19 protein-coding genes and 3 pseudogenes are annotated in these 24,298 nt (G+C 65.9%); 10 read left to right on the top strand and 12 right to left on the bottom strand.

Features of this window, described 5'->3' with window-relative positions; genetic code table 11:
* The first annotated feature begins 81 nt into the window (after window positions 1-81).
* Genes QM789_RS00760 through QM789_RS00770 form a run of 3 tightly spaced genes read left to right on the top strand, consistent with a single transcriptional unit; the run spans window position 82 to window position 2,548 of the window.
* Window positions 82-807 carry a TatD family hydrolase gene (locus QM789_RS00760; protein WP_420350737.1) on the top strand — a complete coding sequence of 242 codons (726 nt, stop codon included), beginning with the start codon at window positions 82-84 and terminating at the stop codon, window positions 805-807.
* Window positions 804-1,607 (top strand): MBL fold metallo-hydrolase, encoded by an 804-nt coding sequence (locus tag QM789_RS00765; RefSeq protein WP_420350085.1) that lies wholly within the window; start codon window positions 804-806, stop codon window positions 1,605-1,607. Before QM789_RS00760 ends, QM789_RS00765 begins: the two co-directional genes overlap by 4 nt.
* Complete coding sequence (locus QM789_RS00770; RefSeq protein ID WP_420350086.1) at window positions 1,604-2,548, top strand: AEC family transporter; 945 nt, start codon at window positions 1,604-1,606, stop codon at window positions 2,546-2,548. Before QM789_RS00765 ends, QM789_RS00770 begins: the two co-directional genes overlap by 4 nt.
* Here the strand turns inward: QM789_RS00770 and QM789_RS00775 are convergent.
* Complete coding sequence (locus QM789_RS00775) at window positions 2,545-2,763, bottom strand: hypothetical protein (protein ID WP_420350087.1); 219 nt, start codon at window positions 2,761-2,763, stop codon at window positions 2,545-2,547. The genes QM789_RS00770 and QM789_RS00775 overlap by 4 nt on opposite strands.
* 437 nt (window positions 2,764-3,200) lie before the next feature.
* On the opposite strand from QM789_RS00775, the gene QM789_RS00780 reads away from it, so the two are divergent.
* Complete coding sequence (locus QM789_RS00780; RefSeq protein WP_420350088.1) at window positions 3,201-3,398, top strand: hypothetical protein; 198 nt, start codon at window positions 3,201-3,203, stop codon at window positions 3,396-3,398.
* 65 nt (window positions 3,399-3,463) lie between these two features.
* Here QM789_RS00780 and QM789_RS00785 read toward each other — a convergent pair whose 3' ends face one another.
* Window positions 3,464-4,144: a YjbF family lipoprotein gene (locus tag QM789_RS00785; RefSeq protein ID WP_420350089.1), complete on the bottom strand. Its 681-nt coding sequence runs from the start codon at window positions 4,142-4,144 to the stop codon at window positions 3,464-3,466.
* Window positions 4,141-6,291, bottom strand: coding sequence for a YjbH domain-containing protein (locus QM789_RS00790; protein ID WP_420350090.1), 2,151 nt, complete (start codon window positions 6,289-6,291; stop codon window positions 4,141-4,143). The genes QM789_RS00785 and QM789_RS00790 overlap by 4 nt, the downstream gene beginning before the upstream one ends.
* Window positions 6,292-6,512: 221 nt before the next feature.
* On the opposite strand from QM789_RS00790, the pseudogene QM789_RS00795 reads away from it, so the two are divergent.
* Window positions 6,513-6,860, top strand: a pseudogene (locus tag QM789_RS00795) (DMT family protein).
* A gap of 3 nt (window positions 6,861-6,863) precedes the next feature.
* On the opposite strand, the gene argF reads toward QM789_RS00795, so the two are convergent.
* Together argF and QM789_RS00805 are read right to left on the bottom strand one after the other, a co-directional pair.
* A complete protein-coding gene (gene argF, locus QM789_RS00800) occupies window positions 6,864-7,790 on the bottom strand; it encodes an ornithine carbamoyltransferase (protein WP_420350091.1) in 927 nt (308 codons plus the stop codon).
* Between the two features lie 10 nt (window positions 7,791-7,800).
* Window positions 7,801-8,976 carry an aspartate aminotransferase family protein gene (locus QM789_RS00805; RefSeq protein ID WP_420350092.1) on the bottom strand — a complete coding sequence of 392 codons (1,176 nt, stop codon included), beginning with the start codon at window positions 8,974-8,976 and terminating at the stop codon, window positions 7,801-7,803.
* Between the two features lie 256 nt (window positions 8,977-9,232).
* Here QM789_RS00805 and QM789_RS00810 point away from each other — a divergent pair, with 256 nt between their 5' ends.
* On the top strand, window positions 9,233-10,099 hold the full coding sequence (locus QM789_RS00810) for a 50S ribosomal protein L11 methyltransferase (RefSeq protein WP_420350093.1): 867 nt from the start codon (window positions 9,233-9,235) through the stop codon (window positions 10,097-10,099).
* A 58-nt stretch (window positions 10,100-10,157) separates the two neighbouring features.
* On the opposite strand, the gene QM789_RS00815 is transcribed toward QM789_RS00810, so the two are convergent.
* Window positions 10,158-10,340: a DUF1127 domain-containing protein gene (locus QM789_RS00815; RefSeq protein WP_420350094.1), complete on the bottom strand. Its 183-nt coding sequence runs from the start codon at window positions 10,338-10,340 to the stop codon at window positions 10,158-10,160.
* A 327-nt stretch (window positions 10,341-10,667) separates the two neighbouring features.
* On the opposite strand from QM789_RS00815, the gene ruvC reads away from it, so the two are divergent.
* The 4 genes from ruvC to QM789_RS00835 are packed head-to-tail and all read left to right on the top strand — an operon-like array spanning window position 10,668 to window position 13,289.
* Window positions 10,668-11,180 carry a crossover junction endodeoxyribonuclease RuvC gene (gene ruvC, locus QM789_RS00820; RefSeq protein WP_420350095.1) on the top strand — a complete coding sequence of 171 codons (513 nt, stop codon included), beginning with the start codon at window positions 10,668-10,670 and terminating at the stop codon, window positions 11,178-11,180.
* Window positions 11,177-11,815 (top strand): Holliday junction branch migration protein RuvA, encoded by a 639-nt coding sequence (ruvA, locus tag QM789_RS00825; RefSeq protein WP_420350096.1) that lies wholly within the window; start codon window positions 11,177-11,179, stop codon window positions 11,813-11,815. Before ruvC ends, ruvA begins: the two co-directional genes overlap by 4 nt.
* A 1-nt stretch (window position 11,816) precedes the next feature.
* Window positions 11,817-12,845 (top strand): Holliday junction branch migration DNA helicase RuvB, encoded by a 1,029-nt coding sequence (gene ruvB, locus QM789_RS00830; protein WP_420350097.1) that lies wholly within the window; start codon window positions 11,817-11,819, stop codon window positions 12,843-12,845.
* Window positions 12,846-12,881: 36 nt separating this feature from the next.
* Window positions 12,882-13,289, top strand: a complete 408-nt coding sequence (locus QM789_RS00835; RefSeq protein ID WP_420350098.1) for a group III truncated hemoglobin — start codon at window positions 12,882-12,884, stop codon at window positions 13,287-13,289.
* Between the two features lies 1 nt (window position 13,290).
* Here QM789_RS00835 and QM789_RS00840 read toward each other — a convergent pair.
* The 6 genes and pseudogenes from QM789_RS00840 to QM789_RS00865 all read right to left on the bottom strand — a co-directional run bounded on the left by QM789_RS00840 (window position 13,291) and on the right by QM789_RS00865 (window position 24,165).
* A pseudogene (locus QM789_RS00840) lies at window positions 13,291-14,917 on the bottom strand (alpha-D-glucose phosphate-specific phosphoglucomutase).
* A complete protein-coding gene (gene glgX, locus QM789_RS00845) occupies window positions 14,914-16,929 on the bottom strand; it encodes a glycogen debranching protein GlgX (RefSeq protein ID WP_420350099.1) in 2,016 nt (671 codons plus the stop codon). Before glgX ends, QM789_RS00840 begins: the two are co-directional and overlap by 4 nt.
* Window positions 16,926-18,359, bottom strand: coding sequence for a glycogen synthase GlgA (gene glgA, locus QM789_RS00850; RefSeq protein ID WP_420350100.1), 1,434 nt, complete (start codon window positions 18,357-18,359; stop codon window positions 16,926-16,928). The genes glgX and glgA overlap by 4 nt, the downstream gene beginning before the upstream one ends.
* Before the next feature lie 9 nt (window positions 18,360-18,368).
* Complete coding sequence (glgC, locus tag QM789_RS00855) at window positions 18,369-19,640, bottom strand: glucose-1-phosphate adenylyltransferase (protein ID WP_420350101.1); 1,272 nt, start codon at window positions 19,638-19,640, stop codon at window positions 18,369-18,371.
* Window positions 19,641-19,652: 12 nt separating this feature from the next.
* Complete coding sequence (gene glgB, locus QM789_RS00860; RefSeq protein ID WP_420350102.1) at window positions 19,653-21,818, bottom strand: 1,4-alpha-glucan branching protein GlgB; 2,166 nt, start codon at window positions 21,816-21,818, stop codon at window positions 19,653-19,655.
* An 18-nt stretch (window positions 21,819-21,836) separates the two neighbouring features.
* Window positions 21,837-24,165: pseudogene (locus QM789_RS00865) on the bottom strand (glycogen/starch/alpha-glucan phosphorylase).
* Window positions 24,166-24,298: the final 133 nt, after the last annotated feature.

A 24,298-nucleotide genomic window follows, 5' to 3' on the forward strand; every position in this document is an offset into this window, starting at 1 on the left:
AGGAAACGCCGTGGCAGAAACCTCCCCCCCGAAATCGTAGACAGCCACTGCCACCTCGATTTCCCCGACTTCGCCGATGAACTGCCCGATGTGATCGCCCGCGCCCGCGCGGCGGGGGTGACGCGGATGGTGACGATCTGCACCCGGCTGCGGTCCGAACCGCAGGTGCGCGCCATCGCCGAGCGGTTCGAGGGCGTCTATTACGCCGCCGGCACCCATCCGATGAGCGCCCACGAAGAACCGCTGGTGTCCGCCGAAGACATCATCGCGCTGGCCGCCCATCCGAAATTCGTCGGCATCGGGGAAACCGGGCTGGATTACCACTACACCGCCGACAGCAAGGAAATTCAGCAGCGCTCCTTCCGCGCGCATGTCGAGGCCGCGCAGGAAACCGGCCTGCCGCTGATCATCCACACCCGCGATGCCGACGAGGACACCGCCCGCATCCTGACCGAGGGGATGAAGGCGCGGCCCTTCACCTGCGTCATGCACTGCTTCTCCTCGGGCGCGGCGCTGGCACGGACGGCGATCAACCTCGGGTTCTACCTGTCGATGTCGGGCATCGCGACCTTCCCGAAATCGCAGGAGATCCGCGACATTTTCGCCGCCGCGCCCATCGACCGGATCCTGACGGAGACCGACAGCCCCTATCTCGCGCCGCCGCCGCATCGGGGGCGGCGCAACGAACCCGCCTATACCGCGCTGACCGCGCAGGTGGGGGCCAAGGTCTTCGGCATGGATTACGCCGATTTCGCCGCGCAGACCCGCGCCAATTTCGATCGTCTTTTCTGGAAGGCCCGGGCATGAGCAGGCTGCGTTTCACCATCCTCGGCTGCGGCTCTTCGGGCGGGGTGCCGCGGATCGGCAATATCTGGGGCGAATGCAACCCGGAAAACCCGCTCAACCGGCGGCTGCGCTGTTCGATGCTGGTCGAGCGGATTTCGGACCAGGGCACCACCCGCGTGCTGATCGACACCACGCCCGACATGCGCGAACAGCTGCTGCGCGCGGGCGTGGGAGAGCTGGATGCCGTGGTCTATACCCACAGCCACGCCGACCATACCCATGGGCTGGACGACCTGCGCCAGATCGCCTTCAACATGCGCCGCCGCCTGCCCGTCTGGGCCGATAGCGATACGCAGGAATCGCTGATCTCGCGCTTTGCCTATGCCTTCGTGCAGCCGCCGGACAGCAATTATCACCCGATCTGCGAATTGCATGCGGTGCGCACCGCGCCGTTTGAAATCACCGGCGCGGGCGGGGTGATTCCGTTCCAGCCGTTCAAGGTCGTGCATGGCAATATCGACGCGCAGGGCTACCGGATCGGCGGGCTGGCCTATCTGCCCGATGTGAGCGAGATCCCCGAGCCGATGTGGGCGCATCTTCAGGGGCTCGACTGCTGGGTGCTGGACGCGCTGCGGCGCAAGCCGCATCCGACGCATGCCCATCTGGCGCTGGCGCTCGAATGGATCGAACGGGCCAAGGCCAGGACGGCCGTGCTGACCAACATGCACATCGACCTCGACCATGATGCGGTCGAGGCCGAAACCCCCGCCCATGTGCGCCCCGCTCATGATGGCCTCGTGCTGGAATTCCCCGCCTCATGAACACCCTCTTCAACGTCCTGCTGCCGGTCTTCCTCGTGATGGGGTTCGGGTATCTGGCGGCATGGCGGGGGCTGTTCAACGAAGGCGCCATCGCCGGGCTGATGAAATTCGCGCAGGCCTTCGCGATTCCGGTGATGCTGTGCATGCAGATGGCGCGGATCGACATCCGCGCGAGCTTTCACCCCGGGCCGCTCGCGGCGTTCTACGCCGGGGCCTTCCTGTCCTATACGATCGGGATGGTGCTGTCGCGGGTCTGGCTGAAACGCTCGCCCGTGGATGCGGCGGCAATCGGCTTCTGCTGCCTGTTCTCGAACTCGCTGCTGCTCGGTATCCCGATCATGGAACGCGCCTATGGGCCGGGCTCGCTCGACGGCAATATCGCGATCATCGCGATTTACTCGCCGCTGCTGTTCACCGTCGGTATCCTGATGATGGAAATCGCGCGCAACAGTGGTGGCGGTATCGGCACGGTGGCGCTGCGCGCGATCCGGGGGGTGTTCCACACGCCGATGGTGATCGGCATCCTGTGCGGTTTCGCGCTGAACGCGGGGATGAGCCTCACCGGCCAAGACCTTCCCGAACCGATCTGGGCGGCGATGAAGATGGTGGGCGGCGCCGGTGTGCCCGCCGCGCTCTTCGGGCTGGGCGGCGTCTTGCACAGATACAAGCCCGAGGGCGATGGCCGCGCGATTGCGATGGTGGTCGTCTGCTCGCTGCTCGTCCATCCGGGCACGGCCTATCTGCTGGGCCGTTGGGGGTTCCATCTGGATACCGAGGCGCTGCGCTCGGCGGTGCTGACGGCCTCGATGGCGCCCGGCATCAATGCCTATCTGTTCGCCGACATGTATGGCGCGGCGAAACGGGTCGCCGCGTCTTCGGTGCTGATCGCGACGGCCGTGTCGCTGCTGACGATCTGGGCCTGGATCGCGATCCTGCCCTAGGGCGCGGGGCAGATCGCCTCGAACACGGCGATGAAGCGCGCGCCCGAAGCCAGCGTTTCGGCCGTGTCGCGGCGCGACCATGTAGGCAGGTCGGCGCGCAACTCGCGGCAGATCGTGTGTTCAGTCCCTGAGACGACCGGCCCTGTGCAGCCGCCCGACAGGATCATCAGTGGCAGCACGAGCAGCATCCGCCCGCTTTTCGATCCGTTGCGCATTCTTCTTGTCCTCTTCGGCAATGCGGGACGTGGCCGCGCGCGTCCCCTCGCGCCGCCCGAACCCCCAGGCCGCGCCCAGGGCCAGCACGAAGGCCAGGGCCCGGGCCAGCGTTGCTGCAAGCATGGCGACTCCTTTCGGTGGAATGACTCGCCCCACGCGGGGCAGGACGCGATCCTCGCAGAAGGCCCGCAGCAGGCGGTTACCCGCGCGTGCGCCGCTAACGATTTGAAAATGAATGAGGTCGCAGATGCACAACCGGCCCGGAATGGACCTGCCATTGTGACCCGGCGGACCAATCCTGTGCGAAACTGCAACAGTCCGCCGGTGCCCACCCGGGCCCGAGGCGATTTACTCTTTGCATTTACCCGATGCTGTGCGACTCTCGCCCCGATGCTGCTAGGCATGGCGGCTGTCAAAGCAAATGACGGAGATTATCATGAAGAAACTCGCTACTATCGCCCTGGCCCTCGGCCTGTCGGCCTCGTCCGCTTTCGCTGGCGGCTACACTGCCCCGGTCGTGGAAGCTGAACCGGTTGTTGTGAAGGAATTGTCGTCGTCGAACGCCGCCATCCTGATCCCGGCGCTGCTGCTGGTCGCTATCGCTGTTGCGGCTTCGGACTCGTCGTCGGACTAATCCGACCCGTCCTTGCGAACAGAAGGCCGGAGGCATCGCCTCCGGCCTTTTTCTTTTCGGCCCCGTCAGGGCCGGACCGTCTGGATCGTGATATAGCCGACCTGCGGCGTCACCCATTGCCGCGACGACACCACCCGCCCTTCGGCGGAGACAATGAAGGTGTTCGTGATCGTCAGCCCCGAGCCGGTGCAGCGTTCGACCACCTGCTGACCGCTCCAGCTCTGCCCGGCGAAGGGATAGGTCGTCGAAGCCCCTGTCGCCACGGCGCAATCGAGCGGCAGCGGCCGTTCCAGCCCCAGCCCGTCGAGATAGCGCAGCACCTTCTTCGCCTGCCCCGCCTGCCGCGCGCGGATCAGCCGCCCGGTGCCTTCGGTTTCCGCCGACATCATGTCGAAGCCAAAGCCGCGCGTGCCCGCCAGCATGCCGCCGCGCAGGATGATCGCCCGGCTGCCGGGCGAATTGTAGGTCCGCATCGCGCCGTTTTCGCCGACCATCCCGAAGATGTCGGTATAGCCGGTCTCGAAACTGGCCAGGATCAGCGGACCCTTGTTCAGTTCCAGCGCGCCGCGCGCCATCGCCTCGGCATCGACCGGCTTCGCAGGCGGCTTCTTTTTCCAAAACATCGCGGCGGAGGCGACGCTCATCGCCCCTTCCTTCACCAGATTCGGCCCGGCAAGCTTGTCGCTCTCCGAACCGCATCCCCCAAGGGCCACCGCCAGCAGCAGCGCCCCGATCCGGGATTTCATCGCCAGAACCTCCCCCAGCCGTCATAGAGATCGCCCGTATGGGCGCCGCGGACGGTTTCATACAGCCGCCCGTCCACATCCACCCGCGCCCCGCCGTCACGCTGAAGCGGGCGGATCGTCGCGGCGATGTCGCTGATCGACGGCCGACCCGTCGACCAGGAAATCGGAATCGTCAGCGTGATGCCCTTGTCGAACGAGCCTTCGCCGTAATCGTCCGCCGACATGTCCGTGATGGTGGCGAATGCGCCGACCTTCCAGCCGTTCTCGAACACCCGGTCGATCGAAACCGTGGCGCCCCAGTCCTTGGCCAGGTAGCGGCCCACATCGACCTCGGCGGTATAGCCCGTTCCCATGTCGTAATAGACCGAGGCATGGCCGGTGACCGTATCATAGTCGCGGAACCCGAAGCGCTGGTCGAAGTCGCGCTGCTTGACCCAGTTCGCCTCCAGCCCGACGCCCCAGCGGCTGTCCACCGGCTTCCACAGCACCTCGGTCGAGACACCGCCATACATCCGTTCCAGATAACCCGCCGTGACGCGGGCATAGACGTCGGTCATCGGCTGAGTATACCAGGCACCCTGCAACCGCTGAACCGTCAGATCACCGCGTTTGTTATATTCGGTCAGATCCGAGCGCACATGCTGGACCTTGGAGTTCGACTCGCGGTTACTCTTGCCACGGTTGCCCGCGATCTTCTGCTGCACCACGCCCGAGAAGACGAAGCCCGGCGTCACCTCATACCGCGCGGCATATTGCGCGCCGACGTCGATGCGGAACGGCTCGTCCGGGTCGAACAGCGACACCGCCGAATAGGGCGTCAGCGCCCAGCGATACTGCGGATAGAAGCCCGACGTGCGGACCTGTTTCGGATCCTGCGCGGCCGGAGTGATCTGCACCCGGTCGATCATGTCATAGGAGCCGCTGTTCTCCATCCGCTCAAGGTCCGAGCGGCGGAAGGTCAGCGACGACAGCGCCATGCCATCGGCCATCGGCGTCACCACGATCGTCTCGACCGAAGGCGGCAGCGCCCGCGTCGCCATCCGCGCGACATGGCCCACCGCCTGCGCCTCGGAGCCATAGGTCTGGTTGCGCACGCGCAACTCGGCCCGCGTCGCCGTCAGCGACATGGATTCGAGGATCTGTCCGTCCTTCTTCAGGCTCTCGGCCAGCACCTTCTGGATCGCGGGCTGGACCTCCGGATCCTGCGCCCATTTGCCCGACCAGCCTTCCGGATCCTGCGCCGGGGAGGGGCGCGGGCGCACCGGCAGCGGCGCCTTCTCGATCCCCGACGGGAAGGGCGGATCCTTCGGGTTGATCGTCATCGCGAACTGGAAGCCGACATCGGTGCCGCCGATGGAATAAAGTTCGACCGCGACGTTCTTGTTGAACTGATAGCTGACGCCCAGGTTGACCCGGCTCTTGCGGTCGAAATCGTCAAGCCGCGTTTCCTGCACATAGGCATCCGACGAATATTCCGCCTTCAGCAGCAGGTGGTCGTTGACCTGATAGGAAACCCCGGCAAAGGGCGCGAAATCACCCCGGAACCAGCTGTTGTCGTTGAACGTGCCGCCGTTCGACGCGAAATCATAGGCCGGGCGGTGGCCGCTGGACCCGATCGAGCCCGAAGACCCCAGCCGGCCCCAGCCGATCCCCCCCGTCGCCCGCAGCTTGCCAAAGGTTTTCGTCGCGACGATATATTCCGACGAATAGACCCCGGTGCCGATGAAATCGCGCATGCCGACCGCAACCGCCGGGATCCAGCCGTTTTCCTCGATCACCTGCCAGTGCAGGTCGAAGGAGCGGTCGTAAAGGGCGGTATATTCGCGTGTGTCCTTGTCATACATCAGGCCGGGCACCCGCGAATAGCGGAAGGCCCCGGTGATGCGCGGCGCGATCTGGAATGTCAGCGTGTTGCGCTGCGTCCCCGCGCCGATCCGGGTCAGCGCGATGCCGAAGTCACCGTCGCGCTGAGCCTCGGCCGAGGGCATGTCGATCAGCCCCGGCATGGCGAAGGTGTTCCGCCCCTGCCCGATCAGCGGCTCGGCATGGCCCGCGGGAACCGCGCCCAAGGCCGCCGAAAATACCCCGAATGCCCCGGCAACCCGGGCCCTGCGCTTGTGGCGTTTCCGCTTGACCGAAGCCGTCACTCTGTCCTCCACGTCTTTGCCCGAGTTATACCGGGTTTCCCTGCGGGGGCGAGAGGGAATGCCATGCTCCCCGGCAAAACCCCGCCGGAACTGTTGACATTCGGTAACGATCTTTCCCCGCAGGCCCCCAAGACGCGGGCCAGAACCCGGCGCCGCCCCCAACGCCACTGGCGCAGCCCGACGGACGACGTTATCCGGGGCCGTTCCCACGGAGAACCGCCATGACCCTGCCCGCGCCGCTCGTCACCATCGCGCTTCTGACTGCCTCGAACCTGTTCATGACGATGGCCTGGTATGGCCACCTGCGGTTCAAGGCCGCGCCGCTCTGGATCGTGATCCTGATCAGCTGGGGCATCGCCTTCTTTGAATACCTGCTTCAGGTGCCCGCGAACCGGATCGGCTATGGCGCGCTCTCGGCGGCGCAGTTGAAGACGATTTAGGAGGTGATCTCCCTCACCGTCTTCGTCGGCTTCTCCGCCTTCTGGCTGGGCGAGGCGGTGACCTGGCGCACCGTCCTCGGCTTTGCGCTGATCGCGGGCGGCGCGGCGGTGATCTTTACCGGGAAGTAGGGCCTACTTCCCCAGACACCAGCGCATCACCGCCTTCTGCGCATGCAGGCGGTTTTCGGCCTCGTCGAAGATCACCGAATGCGGACCGTCCATCACCGCGCTCGTCGCCTCGTCGTTGCGATGCGCGGGCAGGCAGTGCATGAACAGCGCGTCGGGCTTTGCCTTCGCCATCAGCTCCTCGTTGACCTGATAGGGGCGCAGCTGGTTATGCCGCCGCTCCTTGGCCGATTCCGGATCGTGCATCGACACCCAGGTATCGGTGACGACCAGATCCGCCCCCGCCACCGCCTTCGCCGGATCGCGCTCGATTTCGACCGTCACGCCCTTGCTGCGGGCGAAGTCGATCCATTCGCGTTCGGGGTCCAGCGTCGGCGGCCCGGTGAAGGTCAGGTCGAACCCGAACTGCCCCGCCGCCTGAAGGAACGAGGCGCAGACATTGTTGCCGTCGCCCGACCAGACCACCTTGCGCCCCGCGATCGGGCCGCGATGTTCCTCGTAGGTCATGATGTCGGCCATGATCTGGCACGGATGGGTGCGGTTCGTCAGCCCGTTGATTACCGGCACCGAGGCATATTCCGCCATCTCCAGCAGCGTCGCTTCCTCGAAGGTGCGGATCATGATCAGGTCGACATAGCGGCTGAGCACGCGGGCGGTGTCGGCGATGGTCTCGCCATGGCCAAGCTGCATTTCCTTGCCCGACAGCACCATCGTCTGCCCGCCCATCTGCCGCACGCCGACGTCAAAGCTGACGCGCGTCCGGGTCGAGGGTTTCTCGAAGATCAGCGCGACCATCATCCCCGCCAGCGGCAGGTCATCATCCGGCGCCCCCTTCGGCCGCCCGTTGCGGGCATCCTTCATCGCGCGGGCCGTGTCGATCATCACCCGCAGATCTTCGGGCGTGGTGGTGGAAATATCCAGAAAGCTCGTCATCTCGCGCTCCTCATGCCGCGGGTTTCAGCGTCGCGGCCGCGGCATCCAGCCGCGCCACGGCCTCAGCCATATCGGCCTCGGAAATATTCAGCGCGGGCAGGATCCGCACCACATTGTCGGCGGCGCCCACGGTCAGCAACTTCTGCGCATAGCCCGCCTGCACCACATCGCCCGGCGCGACCTTGCATTTCAGGCCGAGCATCAGCCCCTCGCCGCGCACGTCCTCGAACACATCCGGATGCGCCGCGACCAGCCCTTCGAGCCTCTGCCGCAGGAAGGCGCCCTTCGCGATGACATCGGCCAGAAAGCCCGGCTCCGCCACCACCTGCATCACCCGCGCGCCCACGGCACAGCCCAGCGGATTGCCGCCATAGGTCGAGCCATGCGTGCCCACCGTCATGCCGCTCGCCGCGTTTTCCGTCGCCAGCACCGCGCCCAGCGGGAAGCCCCCGCCGATGCCCTTTGCCACCATCATGATGTCGGGGGTCACCCCCGCCCATTCATGCGCGAACAGCCGCCCGGTGCGGCCCATGCCGCATTGCACCTCGTCAAAGATCACCAGCGCGCCATGGGCATCGGCCAGCGCGCGCAACGCCTTCAGGAAGGCATCGGAGGCCGGACGGATGCCGCCCTCGCCCTGCACCGGCTCGATCAGGATCGCACAGGTCTTGTCGCTCACCGCCGCCTTCAGCGCGTCGAGGTCATCCCAGGGCAGATGGGTAAAGCCCGGCAGCAGCGGGCCGAAACCCTTCACCATCTTCTCCGACCCCGCCGCCGCGATCGCCGCCGAGGACCGGCCATGGAAGGCACCGGCGAAGGTGATGATCTCCGCCCGTTCATCGCCGCGGTCATAGTGATATTTCCGCGCCATCTTCACCGCCAGTTCACAGGCTTCGGTGCCCGAATTGGTGAAGAAAACCGTATCGGCGAAGCTATGTTCGACGAGCAGATCGGCCAGCTTCTGCTGTTCCGGGATCTGATACAGGTTCGACAGATGCCAGACCCGCTGCGCCTGTTCGGTCAACGCCTCGACCAGTTCGGGCGCCGCATGGCCGAGGCAGTTCACCGCGATCCCCGCGCCAAGGTCGAGGTATCGGGTGCCATCCTCCGTCTCCAGCCAGGAGCCATGACCACGGACAAAGGCCAGCGGCGCGCGGTTATAGGTGGGCAGAACGGAGGAAATCATGTTCGAACTCCTGAAAGGAAGGCCAAAGGGGTGCCCGAGGCCCGGACGGGTGTCAACAGCTTGCTGTGGGTTTTTGCACGGCCCGAAGCCATGCGGGATCAATCGTCAGGCGCGGGTGCGGCGACGTCGGACAGGCGCGATATGGGCGTTCCGTGTGATCATGTGCCGCCCGTAGCGCGGCGCGCGCGGCAAGTCAATCCGGCTTGACGGGCGCCGCGCGGCGGGCCATGCCGGGACCAAACCGAAAGGACAGCCCATGCCCACATTCACCGCCTTCGCGACGATCGGCGACCGCGACGATGCCGAAACGCTGGCCGAACTGATCGAAGACCTCGATCCCGCGCCCTATGGCGTCGGCGTGTTCGAGATCGAGGACGGTTCCGAGCGGTGGGAGATCGGCGCCTATTTCCTCGAACGGCCCAACGACGTGGTGCTGGACCTGCTGGCCGCCGCGCATGGCGCCACCGCCTTCGTGATCTCGGAACTGCCGGAAACCGATTGGGTCGCGCATGTGCGCCGGGAATTGACGCCGGTGGTGGCAGGGCGGTTCTTCGTCTACGGCAGCCACGATGCCGACAAGGTGCCCGAGGATAGCGTGCCGCTGCTGATCGAGGCGGCGATGGCCTTTGGCACCGGTCACCACGGCACCACGCTCGGTTGCCTGACCGCGCTCGACCGGCTGGACCGCGAAGGGCTGCGGGCGGAAAAGGTGGTGGATATCGGCTGTGGCACGGCGGTGCTGGCGATGGCGGCGGCGAAGATCTGGCCGGGCACGGTGCTGGCCTCCGATATCGACCCGGTGGCGGTCGAAACGGCGCTGGCCAATGTCCGGGCGAATGGGCTCGAAGGTCGGGTGATCTGCGTCGAGGCGGCGGGCTTCGCGGCGGAACCGCTGCTGGCGGCGGCGCCGTTCGACCTGATCTTCGCGAATATCCTGAAGGCGCCGCTGATCGCGCTCGCGCCCGACATGGGGCGGCATTGCGCGCCGGGCGGGCATGTCATCCTGTCGGGCATCCTGAACGAACAGGCCGACGAGGTGGTGGCCGCCTATATCGCACAGGGCTTTGCCACGGCCTCGCGCGAGTCGTTCGGCGACTGGACCACGCTGGTGATGCGCCGGTAATGCAAAAAGGCCGCGCGGCTTGCGCCAGCGCGGCCCTTGCAAACCGGCAGGGGAGGAATTACCGGCCCAGAGTCTCGGCTTCGTAACGGGTCAGGCCGATGTCGGCCAGTTCGTGGTCGCTCAGGCGGGCCAGAGCGTTGCGGGTGATGCGCATTTCGTTCCACGCGGCAATCGCGTCGAAGAAGCGGCCGAACACGCTGGAATGGGCGGCAACGGTGCGGTTGGTGTCAAAAGCGGCCATGATCGTGATCCTTTATTCTTGCGTTTTGTCTGTGCGTCTGTTGTGGGCTCGCTGCCCTCTGGGATGCACATAGAACGGGCAGTTTGCGAAAACAACTCGCGCCACGGACAGGCCCGCCATGCGCATGCTGCATGGCAGAAACGGGGTTCACAGGCCGTTTACAACCACGCTCCAATTCGCCGGATCAGCCGGTCAAAACGTCGTATTTCCCGCGGATCACGACGCATTTTCACCGTTTTTCAGGACATCATCGCCCGGCCTTTTCGGTTTGCGATGTTCTCTTTTCGTGCTAACCGTGGAAAAAATGCCACAGTCAAGGCGAGCAGGATGCGCGTGATCGGAATCGACCCGGGGCTTCGGAACCTCGGATGGGGGGTAATCGAGATGGAAGGCTCCCGGCTGCGCCATGTCGCGAATGGAATCATCCACTCGGCGGGCGAGGATCTGGCGCTGCGGCTGGTGGTGCTGCACACCGGACTGACCGAGGTGATCGCCACCCACGCCCCCGATGCGGCGGCGGTCGAGCAGACCTTCGTCAACAAGGACGCTGTGGCGACGCTGAAGCTCGGTCAGGCGCGGGGGATCGCGCTGCTGGTCCCGGCGCAGGCGGGGGTGCCGGTGGGCGAATATGCCCCGAATGCGATCAAGAAAGCCGTGGTCGGCGTCGGCCATGCCGACAAGATCCAGGTGCAGCACATGGTCCGCCATCAACTTCCCGGCGTGGTCTTCGACGGGCCGGATGCGGCGGATGCGCTGGCCATCGCGATCTGCCACGCGCACCACCTGCAATCGGCGCATCGCACCCATGCGGCGATGCTCTCGCGCAGGACGCTGCAATGATCGGGCGGATCGCGGGCATCATCCTCCACCGCGCGATGGATCATGTGCTGATCGACGTGCATGGCGTGGGCTATATCGTCCATGTCTCGACCCGCACCGCGCAGAACATGCCGCCGGTGGGGCAATCCTGCGCGCTGTATACCGACCTGCTGGTGCGCGAGGATCTGTTGCAGCTGTTCGGCTTCCCGACGCTCCTGGAGAAGGAATGGCACAAGCTGCTGACCTCGGTGCAGGGGATCGGGGCGAAGGCGTCGCTGGCGATTCTGGGCACGCTCGGGGCGGATGGGGTCAGCCGGGCGATCGCGCTTGGCGACTGGAACGCGGTGCGGCGCGCACCCGGCGTGGGGCCAAAGCTCGCGCAGCGGGTGGTGATGGAGCTGAAGGACAAGGCGCCCACGGTGATGGCGCTTGGCGGCACGCTGACGGTGGACACGGCGCCCTCGGAGGTGATCGAGACGCCCCGCCCCGCCCCCACCGCGAATTTCACCGCCGAAGCATTGAGCGCGCTGACCAATCTGGGCTATGGCGCGTCCGAGGCCGCGCAGGCGGTGGCGAAGGCGTCCGAAGACCCCGCCGCCACCGATACCGCAAAGCTGATCCGCACCGCGCTGCGGCTGCTGGCCCCGAAGGACTGAGATGGAACCGGACCCCACCCTGCGCCCCGACCGCCTGCCCGAGGATGCCGACCGCGCCCTGCGTCCGCAGTCGCTGGAGGAATTCGTGGGTCAGGCCGAGGCGCGGGCGAACCTGCGCGTCTTCATCGAAAGCGCAAAGATGCGCGGACAGGCGATGGACCACACGCTGTTCCACGGCCCACCCGGCCTTGGCAAGACCACGCTCGCGCAGATCATGGCGCGCGAACTGGGCGTGAATTTCAAGATGACCTCCGGCCCGGTGCTGGCGAAGGCCGGCGATCTGGCCGCGATCCTGACCAATCTCGAAGCGCGCGACGTGCTGTTCATCGACGAAATCCACCGGATGAACCCGGCGGTGGAGGAAGTGCTTTATCCAGCGATGGAGGATTTCGAGCTCGATCTGGTGATCGGCGAAGGCCCCGCCGCGCGCACGGTGCGGATCGAGTTGCAACCCTTCACGCTGGTCGGGGCGACGACGCGGCTTGGCCTGCTGACCACGCCGCTGCGCGACCGTTTCGGGATTCCGACCCGGTTGCAGTTCTATACCGAGGATGAGCTGGACCTGATCGTCACGCGCGGCTCGCGTCTGCTGGGCATCCCGTCGGACCCGGAAGGCACGCGGGAGATCGCGAAACGCGCGCGCGGCACGCCGCGGATCGCCGGGCGGCTGCTGCGCCGGGTGGTGGATTTCGCGCTGGTCGAGGGCGACGGGCGCCTGACGCGGGCGATCGCCGACCGGGCGCTGACGCGGCTGGGGGTGGATCACCTCGGGCTTGATGGGGCCGACCGGCGCTACATGATGCTGATGGCCGAGCATTACGGCGGCGGGCCGGTGGGGGTGGAAACGCTCTCCGCCGCGCTGTCGGAAAGCCGCGATGCGATCGAGGAGGTGATCGAGCCCTATCTGTTGCAGCAGGGCCTGATCCAGCGCACCCCGCGCGGGCGGATGCTGGCGCCGCGTTCCTGGCGGCATCTGGGGCTGGAGGCGCCGCGCCCGGCGCAGCCGCAGGGTGACCTGTTCGAGGGCTGACTTGCCCCCCGGCCCCCGCACGATTATCTGGGGACCATGAACACCCTGCCCCCGCCCCGCTTCCCGGTGACCGAAGAAGAGATCGAGCGCGTCGTCGCCCGGTTCTACGCCCGTGTCCGCGCGCATCCCGTGCTGGCCCCGGTCTTCGCCGCCCATATCACCGACTGGCCCGCGCATGAGGCCAAGATCGCCCGGTTCTGGAAAGGCGCGATCCTGTATCAGCCCGGCTACGAAGGCTCGCCGATGATGGCGCATCGCCGGGCCGGGAATGTCGCGCCCGAGCATTTCCCCGAATGGCTGGCGGAATTTGACGCCACGCTGAAGGACACCCTGCCGCCCGAGGCCGCGCAGGGCTGGTCCGCGCTGGCCCACCGGATCGGGGCGGGCCTGCGCATGGGGGTTGCGGATGTCGGCGCCGCGGGTGCAGCGCCGAAGCTGCGCTGACTCAGGTGATCACGTTCGGGCCGGGCCGCCCGGTCCGGGCACGGATGCCAACGATCTCCTCTGCCGCCGCGATGATCGGCGCCAGCGCCGCCTGCGGATCTTCGGCCAACCCCTCCGGCCCCGGAACATAGAGTTCGTAATAGACCCGCAGCGTCGCGCCCTCGGTCCCCGTGCCGGAGAGCCGCAGCACCGCACGCGAACCGCCTTCGAACAGGATCCGGAAGCCCTGATGCGCCGAAACCGAGCCATCGACCGGATCGTGATAGGAGAACTCATCCGCCTCCGCCACCGTCAGGCCCGAGGTCCGCAGCCCCTTCAGCCCCGCCAGCCGCCCGCGCAGGTCGTCCAGCATCGCATTCGCGACATCGGTCGGCAGCGCCTCGTAATCGTGCCGCGAATAGTAGTTCCGCCCGAAGCGGGCGAAGTGGTCGGCCATGATCTCCGCCACGCTCTGCCCGCGCGCCGCGATGATGTTCAGCCACATCAGCACCGCCCAGAGGCCATCCTTCTCGCGCACATGGTCGGAGCCGGTGCCGAAGCTCTTCCTCCCCACAGACGGTCGCCTTGCCCGCATCCAGCAGGTTGCCGAAGAATTTCCAGCCGGTGGGCGTCTCATAACTCTCGATGCCGAGCGCCACCGCGACCCGATCCGCCGCCGCCGAGGTCGGCATCGATCGCGCGACGCCCTTCAGCCCGCCCTTGTAGCCCGGCGCCAGATGCGCATTCGCCGCGATCACCGCCAGGCTGTCCGACGGCGAGACATAGATCCCCCGCCCGACGATCATGTTCCGGTCGCCATCGCCATCCGAAGCCGCGCCGAAATCGGGACCGTCGGCGGACATCATCTCGGCCATCAACTCATGCGCCCAGGTCGGGTTCGGATCCGGGTGCATCCCGCCGAAATCCGGCAGCGGCGTGGCATGGGTCACCGTCCCCTTCGGCGCGCCCAGGCGATTCTCGAAGATTTCGACCGCATAAGGGCCGGTGATCGCGCACATCGAATCCATCCGCATCCGGAAGCCGCCCGCGAACAGCGCCTTGAGCGCCGGGAAATCGAACAGGCTCTCCATCAGGTCGGCATAGGCCGCAACCGGATCAACCACCTCGACGAACATATCGCCCAGGATCACCTCACCCGGCTTCGACAGATCGACATCGGCCACGTCGAGGCTGCGGTATTCGGTGATTTCCTTGGTCCGGGCAAAGATCGCCTCGGTCACCGCTTCGGGCGCCGGACCGCCGTTCGACATGTTGTATTTGACGCCGAAATCCTCGTTCGGGCCGCCCGGGTTGTGGCTGGCCGACAGGATGATCCCGCCATCCGTCCCGCGCTTGCGGATCAGGTTCGAGGCCGCCGGGGTCGAGAGCCAGGCGCCCTGCCCGACGATCACCCGCGCCGCGCCATTGGCCGCCGCCATCTTCAGGATGGTCTGCGCCGCCTGCACCCCGAAATAGCGCCCGTCGCCACCCAGCACGAGCGTCTTGCCCGCCACCCCGCCGATCGCGTCAAAGGTCGACTGGATGAAATTCTCCAGATAATCCGGCTGCATGAAGACCGGCGTCTTCTTGCGCAGGCCCGAAGTGCCGGGTTTCTGGCCGTCGAACGGCTTGGTCTGAAAGATCGTCATGATTGCTCCTGAAAGCAGGTTGGGCGCGTGAACACTTGAACGGATTGCGCGCGGACGCAAGTGGTCGCGCCATCATGGGCACGTTCCGGCGCATCGGGATCGGCGCTGTCCACCAGCAGGGTCCAGCGGCCTTCGGGAAGGCGGGCCTCGACCTCCTCCCCGGCATTGCAGATGACCAGAACCGCCTCCCGCGCGGCCTCGCCCTCCGGCCCTTCGGCAGCACCGCGGATTTCCACGCACAGGCAGCGCGCCTGCGCATCGAGCCAGTCCTGCGTCGTCGGCTCCGCCCCCGAGGGCAGCCGCCAGATCAGATCGCGCATCCCGTCCTGTTTGCGGATATTGGCATGCAGGAACCGCCGCTGCCGCAGGACCGGATGCGCCTGCCGGATCGCCACCAGCCGCGCGACGAAATCCATCAGCCCGAAATCCGCCGCCGCCCAGTCGATCCAGCCGATCTCATTGTCCTGCGCATAGGCGTTGTTGTTGCCCTGCTGCGAATTGCCGATTTCGTCCCCCGCAAGCAACATCGGCACGCCCTGCGAAATCAGCAGAGTCGTGAGCATCGCCCGCTTGCGCCCGGCCTTGTCCCCCTCCGCCAACGCTTCGGAATGGTTGGCGTTGTGCCCGTCGCGGTTGCCTTCGCCATTCGGCTCGTTCTGCTTTTCGTTATAGGAAACAAGGTCGTGCAGGGTGAAGCCGTCATGCGCCGTGAGGAAATTGACCGAAGCCGTGGCCGAACGCCCGTCCTGATCGAAAATCTCCGCCGAGCCCGAAATCCGCCGCGCGAGCTCCGGCATCTGCCCCGGATCACGGCGCCAGAACCGGCGCACCCCGTCGCGGTAGCGGTCGTTCCATTCGCCGAACGGCCAGGGGAACCCACCCAGACGGTAGCCCCCCGGCCCGATATCCCAGGGTTCAGCGATCAGCTTCACCCCGCGCAGCACCGGATCCTGCCGGATCGCGGAAATCAGCGCCGCCTCGCCGTCGAACCCGCCCGCCGCGCCGCGCGCCATGGTGGCCGCCAGATCGAAGCGGAACCCGTCCACGCCCAGTTCCTCGACCCAATGGCGCAGGCAGTCGGTGACCATCCGCAGCACCGCCGGATGGGCCGTGTTCAGCGTATTGCCCGTGCCGGTGTCGTTGACATAGCTGCGCCCGCCCTCGGCCAGCCGGTAATAACAGGCGTTGTCGATCCCGCGCATCGAGACCGTCGGCCCCGCGCCGTCGCCCTCGCCCGAATGGTTGAAGACGACATCGACGATCACCTCGATCCCCGCGGCATGCAGGCCCCGGACCATCTTGCGGAACGCCTGCGGCCCACCATAGCGCGGATCGGGGGCGAAGAAGCCGATGGGCTGATACCCCCAGTAGTTCCGCAGCCCCTTTTCCACCAGAAACCGGTCGTCGATGAAGGCCGCGCAGGGCAGCAGTTCCAGCGCGGTCACCCCCAGCCGCCGCAGATGCGCGATGATCGGCGCCGAGGCCAACCCCTCGAACCGGCCGCGCAGGGGCTCGGGCACCTCCGGGTGCAGCATCGTCAGGCCCTTCGGATGAGCCTCATAGATAATCGTTTTTTGCCAACTGGTTGCGGGTCGATCCCAAAGCGGTTTCTCAACTTCGCAGATGATCGAACGCGGCATCACCGGCGCGCTGTCGCGCCGGTCCGGACGCTGCGGCCCGATGCCGCCCTGCATCAGCGGATCCCACCGCAGCGGCGCCGACAGCGCCCGCGCATAGGGGTCGATCAGCAGTTTGGCCGGGTTGAACCGGTAGCCGCGCTCCGGCGCCCAGGGTCCGTGAACCCGGTAACCATAGGCCGTGCCCGGTGCCACATCGGCCAGAAATCCGTGCCAGATATCGCCCGACCGTTCCGGCAGGAAATGCGATTCCTCCCGCCCGTCGCGGAACAGGCACAGTTCCACCCGCTCGGCATGGGCCGAGAACAGCGCGAAATTGACACCGCCCGCGCGGGGCGTCGCGCTAAGCACCAGCGGATCTCCGGGGCCGATCATCGCGCCACAAGCTGCTCATACAGCGCGGCATAGCGCGCGGCGGAGCGGCCCCAACCCCAATCGGCCTTCATCCCGCGCTTCACCATCGCCGTCCAGCCCGCCTTGTCGGCATAAAGCGCGAGGGTCCGCCGCAACGCCTGGCGCAGCGCCAGCCCGTCCACCGGATGGAACACCACCCCCGTCGCCGCCCCCGCCGCCTCGGTCGCCGGGGTCGCGCCGATCACCGTATCGGCCAGCCCCCCGACCCCGGCCACCACCGGAACGCAGCCGTAGCGCAGGCCGTAAAGCTGTGTCAGGCCGCAGGGCTCGAACCGTGACGGCACCAGAACCACATCCGCGCCCGCGAACATCCGGTGGCTCAGCCCCTCGTCATAGCCGATCCGCAGGCCGACACGGCCCGGATAACGCGCGGCGACTTCGTGCATCATGCCCTCGGCCCAGGCATCCCCGGTGCCCAGCACCGCAAGCCCACCGCCCCCCGCGACGAAATCGCCGATCGCCTCGGGGATCATGTCGATGCCCTTCTGCGGTGTCAGCCGCGACACCAGAATCGCCAGCGGCCCCGGCAGCTTCGGATCCAGACCGAATTCCGCCAGCAGCGCCTTGCGGTTCTTCAATCGCGGCGCCAGCTTGCCCGCCGAATAGGGCGTGATGGCGGGATCCGTTTCCGGGTTCCAGACCGTGGTATCGACGCCGTTCAGGATCCCATGCACCACAGAGGCCCGCGCCTGCATCACGCCTTCGAGCCCCATGCCGAACTCGCCCCGCATCAACTCCTCGGCGTAGCGCGGGCTGACGGTGGTGACCGCATCGGCGGCCATGATCCCGGCCTTCAGCGTCGAAATATCGCCCCAGAATTCATAACCCTCGCGGTGGAACCATTCCGGTGGCAGCCGCATCGCACCAATCCGCGCCGGGCCGAACCGCCCCTGAAACGCCATGTTGTGGATCGTCAGGACCGAAGGCAGCCCCACGCCCCAGTATTTCAGGAAGGCAGGCGCCAGTCCCGCCTGCCAGTCATGGGCATGCAGCAGGTCGGGCTTCCAGCCCCCCACCCCATCGCGCGCGATCTCCGCCGCGGCCCAGCTGAGCGCCGCGAACCGCTCGGCATTGTCGCCGTAATCGCCCCACATGTCGGAATAGGGCCCGCCCGCGCGGTCGAACAGATGCGGCGCGTCGAGCGCCAGAACCTCGACGTCGCCGACCGCGCCCAGGAACACCCGTGCCGCGCCGCCAAAGAAATCCGGCGCGCCCCAGACCGGATTGTCCCGCCCGATCCGGTCGAGAACACCGCGATAGGCCGGGATCATCACCCGCATGTTCCAGTCCTGCCCGGCCAAAGCACCGGGCAGCGCCCCCACCACATCCGCCAGGCCGCCGGTCTTCACCAGCGGCACCGCTTCCGAGGCAACCGACAGAACGCGCTTCATGACGCCCTCCTAGCCCAGAACCGCCGCGCGGCGATCCAGCATGCTCTGCGTGATCAGCACGACCCCGCCCTCCGACCGGCGGAACCAGCGGGCATCCTCCTCCGGATCCTCGCCCACGACGAGCCCTTCGGGGATCTGCACGCCACGGTCGATGACGCAACGGCTGAGCTGCGCATGGCGCCCGATATCGGCATAGGGCAAGGCCACGACATAATCGACGCTCGACCAGCTATGCGCCCGGCAGCCGGTGAACAGCAGCGAATTGCGCACCTCGGACCCCGAAACGATCACATCCCCCGATACCAGCGAGGACACCGCCGAGCCGCGCCGACCGTCTTCGTCATGGATGAACTTCGCCGGGGGAACCAGTTCGGCATAGGTCCAGATCGGCCAGGTCCGGTCATACAGATCCAGCTTCGGGGTGAAATCGGTCAGGTCGATATTCGCCTGCCAGAAGGCGTCGATCGTGCCGACGTCGCGCCAATAGGGTTCGGTCTCCAGCCCGGTCTTGACGCAACTGTCGCTGAACCGATGCGCCATCGCCTTGCCGTATTTCACGATCTGCGGGATCAGGTCGTTGCCGAAATCGTGGCTGGAATTCGGATCCTCCGCATCGCGGATCAGCAATTCGCGCAGGAACTGCCAGTCGAAGACATAGATCCCCATCGACACCAGCGCATTCTCCGGATCCCCCGGCAGGCCCGGCGGATTCTCCGGCTTTTCCAGGAAATCGGTGATCCGCCCGGTGGTGTCCACCGCCATGCAGCCAAAGGCCGAAGCCTCCGCCCGCGGCACGGTCAGGCAGCCGATGGTCACATCCGCCGCGCTGTCCACATGCTGGCGCAGCATCACCTCGTAATCCATCTTGTAGATATGATCGCCCGCCAGGATCACGACATATTTGACGTTGTAATCCTCGATGATGTCGATGTTCTGCGCCACCGCATCGGCGGTGCCCATATACCACTTGTTCTCATCCACCCGCTGGCTCGCAGGCAGGATGTCCAGATATTCGTTGCGCTCCGCGCGGAAGAAATTCCAGCCGCGCTGCATGTGGCGGATCAGGCTGTGCGCCTTGTATTGCGTGGCGATCGCCATCTTGCGGATGCCGGAGTTCAGCGCATTCGACAGGGCGAAGTCGATGATCCGGGTCTTGCCACCGAAGTAGACGGCCGGCTTCGCGCGCCGGTCGGTCAACTCCTTCAGGCGCGACCCCCGCCCTCCCGCAAGAACAAAGGCCATCGCCTGCGATGACAGACGCTGGTTGGCGTGGTTTTCCATGATCCCCCCTGACTACGCCTCGGCGGGCGTAAACATGACCACCGAGAGCGGCGGCAGATAGACTTCGGCACTGAAATCGCGGCGCGACGACGGGATTGCCTCGGCTTCGATCAGCCCGAGGTTGCCCCAGTTGTTGCCGCCATAATATTCGGAATCGGTGTTGAGCAATTCGCGCCAGCTTCCCGCCGCCGGCAGGCCGATGCGCAGCGTCCGCTCGACCGGGGTCAGGTTCGCCGCGACGACGACCGGCGGTTCCTTCGGGGCGCGGCGCTCGAAAATATAAACGGAACGCTCCGCATCATCGGCCTCGATCCAGGCGAAACCGGAGGGCTCCGCATCGCCCCAATGCAGCGCCGGAAGATCGCGGTAGAGCCGGTTCAGATCCCGCACCAGCCGCCGCAGCCCTTCGTGGCGCGGATAGGCCAGAAGATCCCAGTCAAGCTGACCGTTGTGATCCCATTCCCGCCATTGGCCGAATTCCTGTCCCATGAACAGCAGTTTCTTGCCCGGATGCGCCCATTGCAAGGCATAGAACGCCCGCAGGTTGGCGAATTTCTGGTCGTCCGGGCCGGGCATCTTGCCGATCATCGAAGCCTTGCCGTGGACCACCTCATCATGGCTGATCGGCAGGACGAAATTCTCGCTGTAGATGTAGGAGCTGGCGAAGGTCAGGTCGTTATGGTGCCAGCGGCGATAGATCGGATCCATCGAGAAATACCGCAGCCAGTCGTTCATCCAGCCCATGTTCCATTTGTAACCAAACCCCAGACCGCCCTTGTGAACCGGCCGGGTGACGCCCGGATAGGCGGTGCTTTCCTCGGCGATGGTCATGATGCCGGGCTTCTCGCCATAGCACATCTTGTTGACGGCCTGAAGGAAGGCGATCGCCTCCAGGTTCTCGCGCCCGCCCTTCGCATTCGGCACCCATTCCCCCGCCGGGCGCGAATAGTCGCGGTAGAGCATCGAGGCCACCGCATCCACCCGCAGCCCGTCCAGATGATACTGGTCGAGCCAGTAGAGCGCGTTCGCCTCAAGGTAATTCGCCACCTCGCGTCGGCCGTAGTTGTAGATCAGCGTGTTCCAGTCGTGGTGGAACCCTTCGCGCGGGTCGGCATGTTCGTAAAGCGGCGTGCCGTCGAACCGGCGCAACCCATGGTCATCCATCGGGAAATGGCCCGGCACCCAGTCGAGGATCACGCCCACCCCACGCCGATGCGCCGCATCGACCAGCGCCGCGAATTCCTCCGGGCGGCCATGGCGGATCGTCGGGGCATAGAGGCCGATCGGCTGATAGCCCCAGCTTCCCTCGAACGGATGTTCGGTGATCGGCAGCATCTCGATATGGGTGAAGCCCATGTCCACGACGTAATCGAGCAGTTGCGACGACAGCTCATGATAGCTGAGCGAACGGTTCCCCGCACCGGCCACCCGCCGCCAGGAACCGAGATGCACCTCATAGACCGAGACGGGCGCGTGGATGTCTTGCGCCTTCGCGCGGGCCTTCAGCCATGCGCCATCGCCCCACAGATGCAGCCCCAGTTCCCGCACCAGCGATGAGGTCGCGGGCGGATGTTCGGCGCCGAAACCGACCGGATCGGCCTTCAGCGGGCACAGCACGCCATCCGCGCCGAGGATTTCGTATTTGTAGGCCTCGCCCGCCATCACGCCGGGCACGAAGATCTCCCACACCCCGGTCGCGCCGCGCCGCCGCATCTGATGGCGCCGCCCGTCCCAGTTGTTGAAGCCGCCCACCACCGAAACCCGGATCGCCGAAGGCGCCCAGACCGCGAAATGCACGCCGCGCACGCCTTCGTGCGTGATCACATGGGCGCCCAGCACTTCCCACAGCCGACGATGGGTGCCTTCGCCGATCAGATATTCGTCGATCTCCCCCAGCACCGGGCCGAAGCGGTAGGGATCCTCGAAATCCCAAGTCGAAATCGCATTGCGCGCCCGCAACCGATAGGGCGAACCGTCCCATTTGCCGCAGAACACGCCGGGGATGACCGGCTGAAGCTCGACCTCCTTTTCGGCCGTGACCCAAAGCCGCTCCGCATCGGGCACAAGGGCGACGATGCGGCCTCCGTCCTTCGTTGAATGGTATCCCAGCACCGCGAAAGGATCGCTGTGGCGACCCTGTGCCAGGGCTTCGGCCTCGGAGCGTTCGATCAGTCCCAATTCCCCCCCTCAGGCCCCCTACAGGGCCGAGTCAGTTCCCCAGATATCCCCCATGTAACCACGGATCGCCCGGTCGGAGGAGAAGAAACCCATGCGCGCCGTGTTCAGGGCCGCCATGCGCCACCAGCGATCCGGATCGCCGAAGGCCGCATCGACCTCCGCCTGCGCGGCACGGTAGGCCTCGAAATCCGAGGACACCAGGAAATAGTCCGAATGCCACATGGTATGGACAAGGCCGTGGTACCGCGTCGGCTCGTCCGGGCTGAACCGCCCCTCCGCGATCATCTGCAACACGTCCTGCAACGCCTGGCTGGCCATGATCGCGTGGCGGGCATGTTCCGGATCCTTGCGGCGGTCGATCACCTCCTGCGCGGTCAGGCCGAACAGGAAGAAGTTCTCCGCCCCCACCTGTTCGCGGATCTCCACATTCGCACCGTCGAGCGTGCCGATCGTCAGCGCACCGTTCATCGCGAACTTCATGTTGCCGGTGCCGGAGGCTTCCTTGCCCGCCGTCGAAATCTGCTCCGACAGGTCCGCCGCCGGAATCAGCCGCTCCGCCATCGAAACGTTGTAATTCGCCGGATAGACGATCTTCAGCCGGTCGCCGACATAGGGGTCACTGTTCACAACCTCGGCCACGTCGTTGATCAGCCGCACGATTTCCTTTGCCGCCTGATAGCCGGGTGCCGCCTTGCCGCCGAAGATCTTCACCCGCGGCTGGTAATTGCCCTGCGGGTTCGAGCGGATCTCGTGCCAGTCGGCGATGACTTGCAGGATGTTCAGCAGCTGGCGCTTGTATTCGTGGATCCGCTTCACCTGCACGTCGAAGATCGCCGTCGGGTCGATCTTCACGCCCTGCGTCTCGCCGATCCAGTTCGCCAGCGCGGTCTTGTTCTCCTGCTTGGCCTTGGCGAAATCGTCGCGGAAGGCCTTGTCCTCGACGTGTTTCTCCAACTCCTTCAGCCGGTCCAGATCCGCTTCCCAGACATCGCCGATCGTGTCCGAGATCAGATGCGACAGATGCTTGTTCGCCGACCGGATCCAGCGGCGCGGCGTCACCCCGTTGGTTTCGTTGACGATCCGCCCCGGATGCAGGCGGTTCAGTTCCGGAAACAGGTTCTGTTTGATCAACTCGGTATGCAGCGCCGAAACGCCGTTGACCTTGTGCGAGGTGATGAAGGCCAGTTCGCCCATCCGCACCTCGTGATTCTTCACGATGCCGACGTAATGCGGCCGCGACGGGTTGGTGCGCAGGTGCCAGGCGTCGATCATCTCGATGATCTGCATGTGCCGTGGCAGCACCGCGCTCATCAGGTAGTTCGCCCATTTCTCCAGCGCCTCGGGCAGCAGCGTGTGGTTGGTATAGCCCAGCGTCTCGACCGCGATGCCAATCGCCTCGTCGAAATCCATCCCGTGCAGGTCGACCAGAATCCGCACCAGTTCCGGCCCGGCGATCGCCGGATGGGTGTCGTTCATCTGGATCGCGACATGTTTCGACAGGTCGGTGAGCGCATAGCCCCCCGCCAGATGCCGCCGGATGATGTCATGCAGCGCCGAGGCGGTCAGGAAATATTCCTGTTTCAGGCGCAGTTCCTTGCCCTGATAGGTGGTGTCGTCCGGATAGAGCACCCGGCTGAGCGTGCGCGCCAGCGTCTCGGGCTCCGCCGCCGCCGCATATTCGCCGTGATTGAACCGCGCGAGGTCGAAGATCTTCATCGACTTCGCCGACCACAGCCGCAGCGTGTTCGCCCACCGCCCCTGCCAGCCGATGATCGGCATGTCAAAGGCCTCGGCGATCACGGTTTCGCCCGGAATCCACACCGAGGTGTTGCCCTTCTTCTCGACGTGCCCCTTGAAGCCGATCTCATAGGCCACTTCGGGGCGCTCGAATTCCCAGGGATGGCGCTGTTTCAGCCAGTCCTCGGGGAATTCGACCTGACGGCCGTCCTCGAACCCCTGCCGGAACAGGCCGTGTTCATAGCGGATGCCGTAGCCATAGCCCGCGCAGCCCAGCGTCGCCATGCTCTCCATGTAGCAGGCCGCGAGCCGCCCCAGCCCGCCGTTGCCGAGCGCCGCATCCGGTTCGTCCTCGACCACCGCATGCCAGTCCTGCCCAAGGCTTCTCGATCGCCTCGCGGCAGGCCGCCCGCATGCCGAGGTTGATCGCCGCATCTTCGAGCATCCGCCCGATCAGAAATTCCATCGACAGGTAGTAGACCCGCTTGCGCCCCTGATCCCAGGTTTGTTTCGTCGCCGCGAACCATGGGTTCACGATCCGGTCCCGGATCGCGAAGCTCAGCGCCATGCGCCAGTCATAGACCGAAGCATGATCCGCATCCTTGCCCATCGAATAGGTCAGATGATGGAGGATCTCGCTGCGGAGGGTCTCGACGGTGGGAGCTACGACATCTTTCACGATCCGGCCTTTCGTGCTTTTGGCTTCCCCTTGATGTGCAGAGGGCAATGCGGGCGTCAAGTCG

It is taken from the genome of Paenirhodobacter sp. (assembly GCF_047600745.1).
In the GTDB taxonomy this organism is placed as follows: Bacteria; Pseudomonadota; Alphaproteobacteria; order Rhodobacterales; family Rhodobacteraceae; genus Rhodobacter.

Excerpts from the sequence above, each read along its gene's own strand:
- QM789_RS00765 (WP_420350085.1), top strand. The coding sequence starts at position 804 with ATGAGCAGGCTGCGTTTCACCATCCTCGGCTGCGGCTCTTCGGGCGGG.
- glgX (WP_420350099.1), bottom strand. The coding sequence starts at position 16,929 with ATGATCGGCCCCGGAGATCCGCTGGTGCTTAGCGCGACGCCCCGCGCG.
- QM789_RS00805 (WP_420350092.1), bottom strand. The coding sequence starts at position 8,976 with ATGATTTCCTCCGTTCTGCCCACCTATAACCGCGCGCCGCTGGCCTTT.
- QM789_RS00785 (WP_420350089.1), bottom strand. The coding sequence starts at position 4,144 with ATGAAATCCCGGATCGGGGCGCTGCTGCTGGCGGTGGCCCTTGGGGGA.
- QM789_RS00835 (WP_420350098.1), top strand. The coding sequence starts at position 12,882 with ATGAACACCCTGCCCCCGCCCCGCTTCCCGGTGACCGAAGAAGAGATC.
- QM789_RS00775 (WP_420350087.1), bottom strand. The coding sequence starts at position 2,763 with ATGCGCAACGGATCGAAAAGCGGGCGGATGCTGCTCGTGCTGCCACTG.
- glgC (WP_420350101.1), bottom strand. The coding sequence starts at position 19,640 with ATGGAAAACCACGCCAACCAGCGTCTGTCATCGCAGGCGATGGCCTTT.
- ruvC (WP_420350095.1), top strand. The coding sequence starts at position 10,668 with ATGCGCGTGATCGGAATCGACCCGGGGCTTCGGAACCTCGGATGGGGG.
- QM789_RS00810 (WP_420350093.1), top strand. The coding sequence starts at position 9,233 with ATGCCCACATTCACCGCCTTCGCGACGATCGGCGACCGCGACGATGCC.
- QM789_RS00815 (WP_420350094.1), bottom strand. The coding sequence starts at position 10,340 with ATGGCCGCTTTTGACACCAACCGCACCGTTGCCGCCCATTCCAGCGTG.
- ruvA (WP_420350096.1), top strand. The coding sequence starts at position 11,177 with ATGATCGGGCGGATCGCGGGCATCATCCTCCACCGCGCGATGGATCAT.
- ruvB (WP_420350097.1), top strand. The coding sequence starts at position 11,817 with ATGGAACCGGACCCCACCCTGCGCCCCGACCGCCTGCCCGAGGATGCC.
- argF (WP_420350091.1), bottom strand. The coding sequence starts at position 7,790 with ATGACGAGCTTTCTGGATATTTCCACCACCACGCCCGAAGATCTGCGG.
- QM789_RS00780 (WP_420350088.1), top strand. The coding sequence starts at position 3,201 with ATGAAGAAACTCGCTACTATCGCCCTGGCCCTCGGCCTGTCGGCCTCG.
- QM789_RS00770 (WP_420350086.1), top strand. The coding sequence starts at position 1,604 with ATGAACACCCTCTTCAACGTCCTGCTGCCGGTCTTCCTCGTGATGGGG.
- glgA (WP_420350100.1), bottom strand. The coding sequence starts at position 18,359 with ATGAAGCGCGTTCTGTCGGTTGCCTCGGAAGCGGTGCCGCTGGTGAAG.